10 protein-coding genes are annotated in these 14,462 nt (G+C 46.6%); 4 read left to right on the top strand and 6 right to left on the bottom strand.

What is annotated here, in order from left to right; translation table 11 throughout:
• Window positions 1-11 precede the first annotated feature (11 nt).
• The 3 genes from fusA to prmB all read right to left on the bottom strand — a co-directional run bounded on the left by fusA (window position 12) and on the right by prmB (window position 4,811).
• Window positions 12-2,027 carry an elongation factor G gene (gene fusA / locus ACVA6Q_RS08055; RefSeq protein ID WP_446647214.1) on the bottom strand — a complete coding sequence of 672 codons (2,016 nt, stop codon included), beginning with the start codon at window positions 2,025-2,027 and terminating at the stop codon, window positions 12-14.
• Window positions 2,028-2,560: 533 nt separating this feature from the next.
• Window positions 2,561-3,646 carry a chorismate synthase gene (gene aroC, locus ACVA6Q_RS08060; protein ID WP_112462197.1) on the bottom strand — a complete coding sequence of 362 codons (1,086 nt, stop codon included), beginning with the start codon at window positions 3,644-3,646 and terminating at the stop codon, window positions 2,561-2,563.
• Window positions 3,647-3,878: 232 nt separating this feature from the next.
• Window positions 3,879-4,811, bottom strand: a complete 933-nt coding sequence (prmB, locus tag ACVA6Q_RS08065; protein ID WP_446647215.1) for a 50S ribosomal protein L3 N(5)-glutamine methyltransferase — start codon at window positions 4,809-4,811, stop codon at window positions 3,879-3,881.
• Window positions 4,812-4,873: 62 nt separating this feature from the next.
• Between prmB and smrB the strand changes: the two genes are divergently transcribed.
• Window positions 4,874-5,404, top strand: a complete 531-nt coding sequence (smrB, locus tag ACVA6Q_RS08070; RefSeq protein WP_042502372.1) for an endonuclease SmrB — start codon at window positions 4,874-4,876, stop codon at window positions 5,402-5,404.
• 27 nt (window positions 5,405-5,431) lie between these two features.
• Here the strand turns inward: smrB and sixA are convergent, their stop codons facing one another.
• Window positions 5,432-5,896, bottom strand: coding sequence for a phosphohistidine phosphatase SixA (gene sixA / locus ACVA6Q_RS08075; RefSeq protein ID WP_446647216.1), 465 nt, complete (start codon window positions 5,894-5,896; stop codon window positions 5,432-5,434).
• A 334-nt stretch (window positions 5,897-6,230) separates the two neighbouring features.
• On the opposite strand from sixA, the gene ACVA6Q_RS08080 reads away from it, so the two are divergent.
• Window positions 6,231-9,014 (top strand): insulinase family protein, encoded by a 2,784-nt coding sequence (locus ACVA6Q_RS08080; RefSeq protein WP_446647217.1) that lies wholly within the window; start codon window positions 6,231-6,233, stop codon window positions 9,012-9,014.
• A gap of 68 nt (window positions 9,015-9,082) precedes the next feature.
• Here ACVA6Q_RS08080 and fadJ read toward each other — a convergent pair whose 3' ends face one another.
• Both fadJ and fadI read right to left on the bottom strand, forming a co-directional pair.
• Window positions 9,083-11,200 carry a fatty acid oxidation complex subunit alpha FadJ gene (fadJ, locus tag ACVA6Q_RS08085; RefSeq protein WP_353496708.1) on the bottom strand — a complete coding sequence of 706 codons (2,118 nt, stop codon included), beginning with the start codon at window positions 11,198-11,200 and terminating at the stop codon, window positions 9,083-9,085.
• Complete coding sequence (gene fadI / locus ACVA6Q_RS08090) at window positions 11,200-12,522, bottom strand: acetyl-CoA C-acyltransferase FadI (protein WP_446647218.1); 1,323 nt, start codon at window positions 12,520-12,522, stop codon at window positions 11,200-11,202. Before fadI ends, fadJ begins: the two co-directional genes overlap by 1 nt.
• A gap of 461 nt (window positions 12,523-12,983) precedes the next feature.
• Here fadI and ACVA6Q_RS08095 point away from each other — a divergent pair, with 461 nt between their 5' ends.
• Together ACVA6Q_RS08095 and ACVA6Q_RS08100 are read left to right on the top strand one after the other, a co-directional pair.
• Window positions 12,984-13,559 (top strand): sigma-70 family RNA polymerase sigma factor, encoded by a 576-nt coding sequence (locus tag ACVA6Q_RS08095; protein ID WP_353496709.1) that lies wholly within the window; start codon window positions 12,984-12,986, stop codon window positions 13,557-13,559.
• Window positions 13,552-14,271, top strand: a complete 720-nt coding sequence (locus ACVA6Q_RS08100) for a DUF3379 family protein (protein WP_446647219.1) — start codon at window positions 13,552-13,554, stop codon at window positions 14,269-14,271. Before ACVA6Q_RS08095 ends, ACVA6Q_RS08100 begins: the two co-directional genes overlap by 8 nt.
• Window positions 14,272-14,462 lie beyond the last annotated feature (191 nt).

Raw genomic sequence — 14,462 nt, forward strand, 5'->3', positions numbered from 1 at the left:
AGCCGACTTGTTTACTCTTGCTCCTCACACACTCGGTTTTGAATCATGGGCGGTGCCGGCTCATAGTGACTTAGAGTCATGCTAAAGCGTCCTTCTCCACCCGTTAACGCTTTTAGCCTGCGGGAGTAATCCGCCAACTCGTTAATTGGCGATTTAGCGACCAAAATGGTGCTGCCATAAGTGCCTTGTTCGCTTCCGACGATGAGCCCTCGATTGGCAGAAAGATCGCCGGAAACATCACCGACATATTGAGTAGGAATTTCTAAAGACAAGTCGACAATGGGTTCCAGTACGATAGGGCCTGCTGCTTCGACAGCCTGCAAGAAGGCTTTTTTGCCAGCAATGACAAACGCAATCTCTTTTGAGTCTACCGAATGATACTTACCATCGAACACCGTCACTTCTATGTCTTTGATTGGGTTGCCGGATATCGCCCCTTCTTCTAATGCCTGAACTATGCCTTTTTCCACTGCTGGGATTAACGCGGTTGGAATCGCGCCACCAACTACTTTGTTAACAAATCGGAAGCCAGCGCCACGCTCAAGCGGCCTTACTTTCAGTTGAACCTCACCAAACTGTCCAGCGCCGCCACTCTGTTTCTTATGACGATATTGCGCTTCGGCAGGCTTAGTAATGGTCTCGAAGTATTCAACGCTTGGCTGACTGGTTTCTACATCTAACTTGAAGACTTTTTGCATCTTTTCAAGCGCGATCTTTAGATGGAATTCACCCTGACCGCTAAGTACCGTTTCATTAGTGCGTGTACGGTGCTCTATCTTGAGTGAAGGATCTTCTGCGGCAATCTTGGCTAATACGTCAGACATTTTCTGCTCATCACCGCGTTTTTTCGGTGTCAGCGTCAGACTGTACATCGACTCAGGGAAGTTTAGCGTTTTGAACTGCACTCCGTCTTCATCGTGAGAATCATGGATCACAGAATCAAAGGCAAGATCATCCACTTTCACCAATACGCACAGATCCCCCGCTTTAGCAGTGGTGATCTCTTGACGTTTCTTACCTTGTAAGTTGTATAGGTGGCCAACTTTAAACGCTTTACTGCTATCACCAACGAATAGCTGACTGCCCGCGGTAATTTCACCCTGGAAAACACGTACGTAAGCAAGCTTGCCCATATAAGGATCCACATTGACCTTGTAAACGTGCGCGACAGTATGGTCACGTTTGTCACAATCAATCGCTACTTGCTTACCATTTTTCTCTAGCATCGGTGGATTGCCTTCGTCTGGCATTGGCATAATTTCTGCCAAGGTGCGCAGCAACAGCTCACAGCCAGCACCCGTATCCGAGGAGACAAAACAAACGGGTACCACGTGACCGGTTCGGAGCGCTTTTTCAAACGGATCGTGGAGCTGCTCTGGTGTTAGTTCTGAGCCTTGCTCCAAATAGAGCTCCATCAGCGATTCATCCATTTCAACAACCTGATCGACCAGTAGCTCATGGGCTTCATCGACGCCACTAAACAAAGTGGTTTGCTCAGGATTTGGCTCAAAGTAGCAATCGACGACTTCCGCCGGTTTTTGTGACGGTAAGTTAATCGGTAAACATTGTGCGCCGAAGCGCTGCTCAATTTCTTCAAGTAATGCCAAAAGCTTGTCAGGGTGCTGATCGATCTTATTGATGATCACCATCTGGCATTTTTTCTGATCTTTTGCGAATCGGAACAAGCGCTCGGAGACTTGGTTGATAGAACTACCTGCATCCAGCACCAAAGCAGAGGTTTCAACCGCTGGAAAGATACTCATCGTGCGGCCGAGAAGCTCGACTTGCCCCGGAGTATCGATGAAGTTCATTTGATGGTTGCGCCACGAAAGAGTGACTGGGGTTGCTTCAACACTGTGCTGATAGTGAATAGACTGGTCGTCAAAATCGGTGATCGTGTCACCATCTTCGACATGACCTAGGTTATTAATGGCGTGGGACTCAAAAAGTAGACGTTCAACTAAGCTGGTTTTGCCAGTTCCTGTTTGACCGACAAAGGCAATATTTCTAATTTCATGTTGAGACATAAGACGCTCCTTAAATGATTGGAAACAAGCACTGTTACATTGAGTCGGCGGTTTCCCGCCTACTCGTCTTCCAAGTCATTTTTCGGATCCTTCTGTCCAAACAATGCACTCCCACATGATGGCTGAGTGACTAGTGTGAACCTATACCCGTAGAAATATTGTGACTAATTTCATAACGTATGGATTTTTGGATATTTATTGCTTAAGACGTGATTTGGGACAAAAAAGCCCTGCTGTTAATTAGCACGGCTAGTGGAGTGACGACTATTTTAGGACACCAACACCACCAAGACCGTCATTCCTGTGTAGACAGGAATCTATTTGAGGCTTGGTGCTCGCTTAAAGAAGACCCCTGCCTGCGCAGGAGTGACAATACACTGGGTCTTTGAAGGTGACGATATGTGGGAGAACGACAAACTCTAAAACACCGTCATTCCTGTGTAGACAGGAATCTACTTAAGGCTTGGTGCTCGCTGTAAGAAGACCCCTGCCTGCGCAGGAGTGACGATATCTTGGGTATAATGTTGAACTGATTAAATCACTGGTGTCTCTGTTTGCACGCCGTGGTTCTGACCACGATGACGCAATAGGTGATCAAGCAACACAATCGCCAACATAGCTTCAGCGATTGGCACAGCGCGAATACCCACACATGGGTCATGACGACCTTTGGTGATCAATTGCGTTGGCTCACCGGTTTTAGTGATGGTTTCACCCGGTACTGTAATGCTTGATGTTGGTTTCAGTGCGATATTGGCAACAATATCTTGACCGGTAGAGATACCACCTAGGATGCCACCAGCATGGTTGCTGCTAAAGCCTTCCGGCGTCAGTGGATCGCGGTGCTCACTGCCTTTTTGATTCACTACATCAAAGCCGTCACCAATCTCGACACCTTTCACAGCGTTGATGCTCATTAGAGCATGGGCGATATCCGCATCAAGGCGATCAAAAATTGGCTCGCCTAGACCCACAGGTACGTTGGTCGCAACCACTTGTAGCTTGGCACCAATTGAGTCACCTTGCTTTTTAAGATCGCGGATTAACTGGTCAAAAGCGTCTACTTTGTCGACATCTGGACAGAAAAACGGGTTATTTTCGATTTCGTTCCAATCTACCTTATCAATAGACACATCGCCCATTTGTGATAGGTAAGCACGAATTTCAACACCAAACTCTTGTTTAAGGTATTTCTTCGCGATAGAACCCGCCGCGACGCGCATCGCCGTTTCACGAGCTGACGAACGGCCGCCACCACGGTAATCGCGGATACCGTATTTTTGGTGGTAGGTGTAATCCGCGTGTCCTGGTCGGAACTTGTCTTTGATTTCTGAGTAATCTTTTGAGCGCTGATCGGTGTTTTCGATCAGTAGACCAATCGACGTGCCTGTGGTTTTTCCTTCAAACACACCTGAAAGGATTTTTACCTCATCAGGTTCACGTCGTTGAGTGGTGTATTTTGATGTCCCTGGACGACGACGATCTAAGTCAACTTGCAGATCGGCTTCCGTGATTTCCAATCCAGGAGGGCAACCGTCCACCACACAACCTAGTGCGATGCCGTGACTCTCACCAAATGTGGTTACACGAAAATGTTGTCCGATGCTATTTCCTGCCATTACTTCCTCTGTCTGTCCGAACAAGCGCAGTGTCCGCAGCCTCTCTCTCAGCAATTTATACTAAGTGATACCAAGGATACGTGGTACCAAAGCTAACTGTTAACGCTTGTCCTTTGCCTGTCTATTCTTCGTGAATTCATAGTGACGACAAAGGCTGACGTTGTAAACCCCCAAACGAAAAAACGCTGCAATTCTCATTGCAGCGTTACTTTATCTTAGAGTCAGTACTCGATTAATCTTTGTAGATCGAGAACTCTGCTGCGTGCTCAAGGATCTGATCACGCGTTAGCATGAATACACCGTGGCCGCCGTTTTCAAACTCAATCCATGTGAATGGAATATGTGGGTACTGCTCCATCATATGAACCATTGAATTACCTACTTCACAGATAAGGATACCGTTGTCAGTCAGATAATCCGGTGCATTTGATAGAATTCGGCGCACCAATTTCAGGCCGTCAGTACCTGCCGCTAGGCCAAGCTCTGGCTCATGGGTAAACTCTTCTGGAAGTGAGTTCATGTCTTCTTCATCCACATAAGGTGGGTTAGAGACGATCAGGTTGTATTTTTCTTTTGGCAAATCGCGGAAAAGATCTGAACGAATTGGGAACACTTGCTGTTCTAGACCGTGGTCTTGAACGTTCTGCTCAGCGACTTCCAATGCGTCTGTTGAAATATCAATGGCATCCACTTCGGCATCAGGGAAAGCGTGCGCGCAGGCAATCGCAATACAGCCACTACCAGTACACAGATCCATAATGCGAACTGGCTCTTCAGCAAGCCAAGGCTGGAACTGAGCTTCAATCAGCTCACCAATTGGCGAACGTGGCACCAAAACACGCTCATCAACAAAGAACTCTAGGCCACAGAACCATGCTTTGTTGGTTAGGTAAGCCGTTGGTGTGCGGTCGTTAATACGCTTGATAACGCGCTCAACAACACGCAGACGCTCGCTGCTGGTTAGGCGAGAATTTAGAACATGTGGTGGCACATCAATCGGTAAGTACAGCGTTGGCAGGATCAACTGAACCGCTTCATCCCAAGCATTGTCGGTGCCGTGGCCGTAAAATAAACCTGCTGCATTGAATCGACTTACGGTCCAACGAATCAAGTCTTGAAGTGTGTGAAGCTCAGAAACGGCTTCTTCCACAAAAATCTTATCCAAAATTGCCTCCAAAAAGCGCTACAATACTGTCAATTTAGATGTTTATTGAGTTGTCCCAGTCTATGAGCAAAAAAGACACCAACGCTGATGACGATTTCGCCCTATTTAAGGACGCAGTACAAGGCGTAAAAAAGTTGCAACAGGATACCATAGTCCAGCAGCCAAACAGAAATAAGAAACAAAAAGAGCAGAAAAGAACCAACCGCGAAGCCAAAGACGCGGAGTTTTATTTCTCTGACGAATTTGAGCCGCATCTGAGCGATGATGGTCCGACTCGTTACGCCCGTGATGATGTGTCCACGTACGAGGTGAAACGCTTGCGACGCGGAGTGTATGTACCGGATGTGTTCTTAGACATGCATGGGATGACTCAGCAAGAAGCCAAGCGAGAGTTGGGCGCGATGATCGCCCATTGCATAAGAGAAAATGTGCACTGTGCTTGTGTCATGCATGGCATTGGTAAACACATTCTTAAACAAAAAGCACCACTTTGGCTGGCTCAGCATCCAGATGTGATGGCATTCCACCAAGCGCCGCTTGAGTTTGGCGGCGATGGCGCACTGTTGGTTTTACTCTCAATTCCAGAGAAGTAAGCCTTTCTTCACTTTTTCACTTATTAACTAGGGGTGAATGTGCCAAAGCACTTCGCCCTGCCTTCTCTGAACGTCGTATTCAATGCACACCAGCCCTGAAGTTGGGAACATTGGTGCACTGATGTCGCCGACAAACTCTGCCGTTAAATAACCAACCAATGGTAAGTGTGAGACGAGTAAAATCGACTCTAGACTTTCAATCTCAGCAATCGCTGAGACATACTCCACTACATCCTCAGCCTGACCGTAAGGCGTAATGTCATCAGAGGTGACGACGTCATCACTGCTGAATTCCTGGCTGATCGCAGCCCACGTTTGCTGCGCTCTTAGATAAGGGCTCACAAGTACCTTATCAAAACGACCATACCCTTGCTGCTTACACGCTCTGGCAACGACAATCGAGTTGTCTTTGCCATGCTCTGTTAGGGCACGCTGCTCATCCGTTGGTGCGTAATGGACGGCTTCGCCATGACGCATAATAAACACTTTCATATTAACACCCGCCTATTCAATGGTCGCACAAAGCAATCATCTCTAGCGCTTAAACCCTGCGCTATCTCTCGCAATTGCCTGCATATTCCGATAACTAGGGTATATACTTATTTAAAAAAATTAATTATATCAATTCACTTGCTAAAGGCTTCGACTTTCTTAACAATTTAAAGGTTAATACTTAAAAAGATTGTAAGTTAGTTTTTGTCTGTCTCCATGAAAGATTGTAAATAGTTGTTGGTTATCCCTGTTAGTACCAATTGTGAGACATCGCTTTTGTCGCCAGACGCTTGGTTAAGCTGTCCCAAGCCACCGCTTAATCCGGAGAAGATACGTGCATATAAGTCCAAATGATAATCGCTCATATCGCTACCTCACTCTAAGTAATGAGTTACGCGTCCTGCTCGTCAAAGACGAGCACGCCCAAAAGTCCGCCGCTGCGCTTGCAGTGAACGTCGGCCATTTTGACGATCCAGACGACAGAGAGGGTCTTGCTCACTACCTCGAACACATGCTGTTCTTGGGCACGGAAAAGTACCCTAAAGTCGGAGAGTTTCAATCCTTTATCAGTCAACACGGTGGCAGCAACAATGCTTGGACTGGCACCGAGCATACGTGTTACTTCTTTGACGTCTATCCAAATGCGTTTGAGAAAGGCCTCGATCGCTTCAGTCAGTTTTTCACTGCCCCGCTTTTCAACGAAGAAGCGCTAGATAAAGAGCGTCAAGCCGTCGATTCCGAATACAAGCTTAAACTTAATGAAGACGGACGCAGGTTATACCAAGTACAAAAAGAGACTATTAACCAAGCGCACCCTTTCGCCAAATTTTCTGTCGGCAATATTGAAACGCTTAGCGATCGCAATGGTGAAAGCATTCGCGGCGAGATCCTTCGCTTCCACCAGCAGCAATATTCTGCTGACATCATGACGTTAGCCATGATTGGCCCTCATGAGCTGGATGAATTAGAACAGTGGGCAACAGACAAGTTTGCGGACATCGTCAATAATCAACGCATCAGCAAGTCCATAGACGTACCTTTCGCCACCGAAGACAATACTCAAGTCATGGTGCGCGTTGAACCCATCAAAGAGCTTCGTAAGTTAATCCTTGCGTTTCCGTTTCCTGCGACTCAGCAACATTATCACCAAAAACCTTTGTCTTATTTTGCCAACTTGCTGGGCTATGAAGGCAAAGGCAGCTTAATGCTGCATCTTAAAGAACTTGGCTGGATCACGTCTCTGTCTGCCGGTGGTGGCGCATCTGGTAGTAACTACCGCGAGTTTAGTGTCAGTATGACACTGACACCAACCGGGCTTGAGCACGTCAATGAGATGATTCAAGCGGTGTTCCAGTACCTAGAGCTGATTAAAACTCAAGGCATGCAGGAATGGCGCTACTTGGAAAAGCGTGCCGTCATGGAATCTGCGTTCCAGTTTCAAGAGCCTGCAAGACAAATGGACATGGTCAGTCATCTGGTGATGAACATGCAACACTACCCACCAGAGGACGTCATTTATGGCGACTACAAAATGGCGGGCTATGACGAAGCTATGCTGCTTGAATACGCCCAGTTCTTAACGACCAGAAATCTCAAAGCAACGCTGGTTGCCAAAGAGCAACACTACGACAAGCAAGCGAAGTGGTACTTTACGCCATACTCGGTCATGGCATTCACTGAAGAAGAACTGGCGTTTTTCAATCAGCCTCTAAAAGAAGCGGAGCAGCCCTTCTGTCTGCCCGAGAAAAACCCGTTCATCAACTACGACTTATCGACCTATCCACTTGAAAGCGAAGAGGCGCATCCTCAGCTTATTGAGGATTTAGACGGCTTTCGCCTGTGGCACCTTCAGGACAGTCAATTTAAGGTACCGAAAGGAGTGGTGTTTATCGCTATCGATAGCCCCCATTCGGTCGCTTCTGCTCGTAACATAGTCAAAACAAGGCTGTGTGTAGAAATGTTCCTTGACTCGCTCTCTGAGGAAACCTACCCCGCTGAAGTCGCAGGTCTGAGCTACGATATGTACGCCCACCAAGGTGGTGTCACCTTGTCGATTTCTGGTTTTAGCAAAAAGCAACCTCAGTTATTGGAGATGATACTCCAGCGATTTGCATCACGAGAGTTTAATCCCGCACGCTTTGAGAGCATAAAAGCGCAGTTAATGAGAGGTTGGCGTAACTCGGCGAAAGATCGCCCGATTTCACAGCTATTCAATGCCATGACGGGCATTTTACAGCCAAATAATCCACCAAACTCTGTGTTACTTGATGCACTAGAAACCATCACGGTCGATGAGCTACCTAGTTTTGTACAAGCGATATTATCTGAGCTGCACATCGATATGTTCGTGTATGGCGATTGGCACAAGCAAGGTGCATACGACATCGCCACCACGCTCAAAGATGCACTTCGTATCCACAATCAAAAATACGAAGAGAGTTTGCGACCTTTGGTCATGCTTGGGCGTAATGGCAGCTTCCAAAAAGAAGTGTTTTGCGATCAAGATGACTCTGCGATTGTGGTCTATTACCAATGTGAAGATATCAATCCACGTAGCATCGCACTCTACTCTCTGGCCAATCATTTGATGTCAGCGACCTTCTTCCATGAAATCCGAACTAAACAACAACTCGGTTATATGGTCGGCACCGGTAACATGCCTCTCAATCGCCACCCAGGGATAGTGCTTTATGTACAATCCCCAAATGCGGCACCAAGCGATCTTATTCGCTCTATCGATGAGTTTTTGAATGCGGTCTACATGGTGCTGCTTGAGCTCAATGACTATCAATGGCACAGCAGCAAGAAAGGGCTCTGGAATCAGATTGCGACTCCAGATACCACGTTACGCGGCCGCGCTCAGCGATTGTGGATTGCCATAGGCAATAAAGACACCAGCTTTAGTCAGCGAGAGAAAGTGCTTGAAGAGCTCAAATCATTAACACGCGCCGATATGATTCGCTTCGTTGTCAATGAGCTGAAACCGCGCACTGCAAATCGTTTGATTATGCATAGCCAAGGCAAAGCACATGTCGATGCCGAAAAACTTGAGTTAGGACTTGAAATAGGCTCGATTGAAGAGTTTCAATTAAGACCAAAAGACACCGATTTAGGATAAAAAACACCCCCTCTGTTGAGGGGGTGAATGTTTGTAGACCCTAAGTTTTCTGTGTGACGCTCTCTAGATTACTTATAAAAGTTCTCTTCTAGGCCTGCTCTCGTCACGAGTCCATCACAAGGTGCAAAGCGGTCACCGTATTTCTGAGCATGCTCATTCATTAAGTCGACGACTTTTTTGATACCCAAAGAGTCCATGTAACGGAATGGGCCACCCAAGAATGGCGGGAAACCGATGCCGAAGATGGCACCAATGTCACCGTCACGAGGGCTGCGAATAATACCTTCATCTAAACAGCGTACCGCCTCATTAAGCATTGGCAGCACACAGCGGATCGCGATATCTTTTTCTGACATTGTCGCTTCAGGCTTAAGACCTAACACGCTATACACCGAGCTATCAACGGTCTTCTTCTTGCCTTTATAGGTATAGAAACCTTTGCCCGATTTACGTCCTTTTCGGCCATCGTTAAGCAGCTTGTCAAAGACATCAGGGCCTTGGAATCGCTCACCCAATTCATTAACCAAAATCGGCATGATCTTAGCGCCAATATCCACACCAACTTCATCAAGCAGGGTGATCGGGCCAACAGGGAAACCGAAGTCTAACAATGCTCTATCCAAAGACTCAATCGGTTCGTTCGCAAGCAGCACATTCGCAGACTCATTCATATACGGCGCTAGAATACGGTTTACATAGAAACCCGCTTGGTCTTTCACCACAATAGGTGTCTTACCTTGCTTTCTTGCAAACTGAACCATAGTAGCGATGGTCTCTTCAGACGTCGTTTCATGCGGAATGACTTCCACAAGTGGCATTTTATCTGCAGGGCTGAAATAGTGCAGACCCACCACGTTTTCAGGGCGCTCCGCTTTTTCTGCAATCTGTGCGATTGGAATCGATGACGTGTTAGTCGCAAAAATAGTGGTTGGCTTCGCGTGCGTTTCCACATCATTCACCATTTGCTGTTTTAGACCTAAGTCTTCAAACACGGCTTCAACCACTACGTCCGCTTTATCGAATCCGGTAAAGTCGGTGCCACCTGCCATTTGCAGCATTTGCGCTTGCAAATCTGCTTTAGAAATAATGCGGCGCTTGCGCTTTTTCTCTAATAGCTTGAAGTTGTAACCCAGCGCGTTGACGATACCATCATTAGACACATCTTTAATTCGCACTGGCACTTTAGCTTTGCTGACTGTGACATGAGTAATACCCGCCCCCATTAAACCGCCACCAAGGACTACAGCGTTATTTACCGTGTTTGGCTTAGCATCACTACCAAATTCTTTCTTCATTTCAGTGGTTGCAAAGAAGATAGAACGCAGCGCTTTTGACTCAGACGTCATGACGAGCTCACCGAAACGCTTAGCTTCGTTTTCTAGCCCTTTCTTCATGCCTTTCTCGAGACCATAACGAATCACATCCAAAATAGCGTCTGCTGCTGGATAATTGCCGCGGGTTTTTTCGTTAGTCTTTTTCGCTGCCTGATCAAAAATCACCTTGCGGCCAAGGCCAGTACCCGCCATTAACACTTCTTTCTTGCTCAGTTTCTTGGCTTTGCGTTTTTTGCCTTTTTCCAAAAACTGTTTAGCCACATCTAGCAGAATAGTCTTCGGTACACTCGCATCAACCACGCCAAGCTTTTTGGCTTTTTTAGCGCGAAGCTGTTTACCCGTTAAGATGAGATCTAATGATGGCAGCAAACCAATCAAACGTGGCAATCGCTGAGTACCGCCAGATCCAGGCAATAATCCAAGCTGCACTTCTGGTAAGCCGAGCTTAGTAATACCAGCATCACTACAGACTCGGTAGTCACACGCCAGCGCCAGCTCAAGCCCACCACCTAGACAAGGTCCGTGTATCGCCGAAACAACTGGGAAGGGCAAATCTGAAAGCTGCTGGAACATCTCTTGTCCTTTAGCTGCTAAAGACTGAGCTTCTTCAGCTGAAGTACAAGCATCAAGCATTCTTACGTCGGCACCAGCGATGAAGTTATCCGGTTTAAGCGAGTGGACTATCAGTCCTTTTAACTCAGATTTTTTCTGCTCTAACTCTTCAAACAGCTGCGCCATCTCTTCCGCAAACGCAGCTTGTAACGTATTCATTTTTTCGCCTGGCACATCGATGCCAAGCCATGCGATGTTCTGCTCATCTACTGAAAGATGAAAGGCTTTTTGTTCACTCATTATTCTACCTCCAGAACCATTGCTGCACCCAAGCCACCTGCTGCACACGCAGTATTAAGAGCAAGCCCTCCCCCGCGTCGCTTCAGTTCATTCAAGGTTTGCGTAATCATTCGCGCACCAGTGGCAGCGAACGGGTGACCGTAAGCAAGGGAGCCACCAAGAACGTTGAACTTATCCATGTCAATTTCACCGATCGCTTGAGAGCGACCCAATTTTTCTTGAGCGAACTTCTCGCTGGCAAACATCTTCACATTAGAGAGCGCTTGCGCCGCAAAGGCTTCGTGCATATCAATCAGCGTTAGGTCGGACAAAGAGATACCCGCGCGATCTAGCGCCATCGGTGTGGCATAGGAAGGCCCCATCAACATATCTTCACGCACACCAATTGCTGAGAAGGCGTAAGAACGGATATAGCCTTTGATTTCAAGCCCAAGCTCTTTCGCTCGCCCTTCACGCATCAACATAATCGCGGCTGCGCCATCCGTTAGCGGCGTACTGTTTGCTGCTGTAACGCTGCCATATTGTCTATCAAATGCTGGACGCAGTTTGCTGTAGCTAGAAAGTTCAGAGTCGTGGCGGATGTTGTTGTCTTCATCCAAGCTCTTCTTATAAGGCTCTGGAAACGCCGACATGACTTCGTCGCGCACTTTACCTTCTTTCCATGCCTGAGAGGCGAGAGTGTGAGAGCGGTGAGCAAGCCCGTCTTGTTCTAAGCGAGTAATACCATGCGACTTAGCCATTTGCTCGGCGGTTTGCCCCATAGAAAGGCCTGTTGAATACTCTGCGACGGCAGGTGGCACTGGCATCAAATCTTTAAACGATAGTTTTTTAAGAATATTGAGTTTTTGACCGACCGTTTTTGTTTTACTCAGAGCTAATAGGTTGGCAGCAAGTTTCTTGGATACGCCAATTGGTAGCACGGAAGATGAGTCTGCTCCACCAGCGATACCGGCGTCTATCGTCCCTGCCATGATACTTTCACAAACGTTGGCAGCGGCTTGGAAGCTCGTCGCACAAGCGCGAGTTACACTGTAGGCATCAGTATTAATGTCCATTCCAGTGCCCAGTACAATTTCACGAGCAATATTTGGCGCTTCTGGCATTTGCACTACTTGACCAAACACCACTTGGTCGATCAACTTAGGATCAATATTGGTGCGAGCCATCATTTCGGCTACGACCATTTTTCCTAAGTCCACCGCTGGTACTTGACTAAATTCGGTACTTTGGCGGGCAAAAGGGGTACGAAGCCCCGCCACAACAGCAATTCGCTCACCGTTTCTAGTGGTGAGATCGATTTTCCCCACGTCCTTACTGCTCATAGTTTCTCCTTCCTAAAGAGGTCTGACCACACGCATTGTAACGAGATTGTTAAGGATTTAAAACAACCGTTTGACAAATATCACTGGTTTTATTGAATAACGTGATAGGGTCGACCAAAATGGAATATGAGAAATGCGTTAAGTCGGCAACAATATGGTGTGGGAAAACAAGAAGATATCGGCAGGATTTCAGGCAAAAAAAAACCACACAGATAATTTGTGTGGTTGGAATCTCTAAAGCAATTAACTTGCGCCAATTGAAAATAATCAGTTTCCTGATTAGGAGAAAGTAAAGTCAGCCTTCAAAAGGAAGTGTCATCTTGCTCAACATGTTAGTCCCGAAAGACCAACGAGATGACAGGTTCACTATAACTGCTCCACAGGTCGGAATTTTGAACTAGATCAATTTTGTGTGACTTTACTGACACTGCAGAACAAAAAACACGGTTCACAGAGCGAAAATGGGGGCTCCTGTGTCATTAATTAAAAATTTTGGAAATAAATTCTCCAAACGTCCGGTCAACTCGGATATGGACAGACAAAGAAAATACGAAGCACTGGTGCGTGCTTATCATCGCGACCTTTTCCGATACGCGTATTGGCTATGCAAAGACAAGCCTATCGCGGAGGATTTGGTTCAGGAAACTTGCCTTCGAGCTTGGAAGTCGTTAGACAGCTTGCAAGATGAAAAGGCAGCAAAATCGTGGCTAATCACAATTCTACGTAGAGAAAACGCAAGACGTTTTGAGCGTAAACAGTTCGACCTTGTGGATATTGATGACTACGGAAATGATGCCAAAGTTTCTGATGATCCTCACCACCAACAGGAGTGGCTTCAAGCACAGATAATGAAACTCGACGTCGAGTATCGCGAACCTCTCTTTCTGCAAGTCGTCGGTGGCTTTAGTGGTGAGGAGATTGGCAACATACTCGACTTAAACAAGAATACCGTTATGACTCGATTATTTAGAGCTCGGAACCAGCTTAAAGAGATGCTTGAGTCTGAGGATGCACATAGGGGGCAACAAAATGGATGAGTTAGAATTCCGTCGTCGCGTTATGTCCGATCCTAAGGCAAGAGATCCGGAGCTGTTGGAGGCGACCAAAAACAGTGAGGCTAACGCCAAATACCTGGATGACATTCTAGGCCTAGATGCGCGTATCGAACAGGCAATGAAAGTTGACGTGCCTGACGATCTTGCCGATCGAATTTTGTTCAACCAGCCACCGGAAAATAATGTCGTTAAGGTTAGCTTTAGCAAAAAAGCGCTATCATTGGCTGCTTCTGTGATGTTTGCGTTTGGTTTGCTTGTTGGTCAAATTAACTGGGGTAATGTTGTCGTGTCTGACGCGCAAGCATCACTGCCAGAAATGGCCATGGAGCACTTCAACGCTGAGAAAAGCTTTATTGACTCTTTGGATGAAAATCCCTCAAAAGAGCAAATCAACGCCAAGCTATTGCCGTTTGCCTATCAGTTGGGACAAAGCTTTCCGTATCATGTGTTTTACATTAATCATTGTGGTTTTGGTGATTCAAATGCAATGCACATCGTGTTTGAAGGCGAGAAAGGCAAAGTCACTATGTTTCTCACAGGTATTGCCACTGACCAAGTGGAAAACTTCGATAAAGATGGCATGGCAGGCATGGTTAAGCCAATGGGCGACAGTAGCTTTGTCCTCGTTGGTGAAGAAGGCGAAGATCTAGCGAAAATCGGCGAAACAATCAAAAAAGTCATGAATCCTGCGTAGAAATGTTGACTTAATAAGGCTTATCCTTTTCGGGTAAGCTTTTTTTGTACCCTCACTCAAATTTAGAGCACCAACTCTAATAATCCGCATATTCGATGCATTTACTGCCAGTTAGTCGTCATTTATATACTTTTTACGTCATTTTTATTACTGGTCAGATTTCTAATGTCTATACTAGCGATTAGGATCAG

The organism is Vibrio sp. DNB22_10_4 (assembly GCF_052879755.1).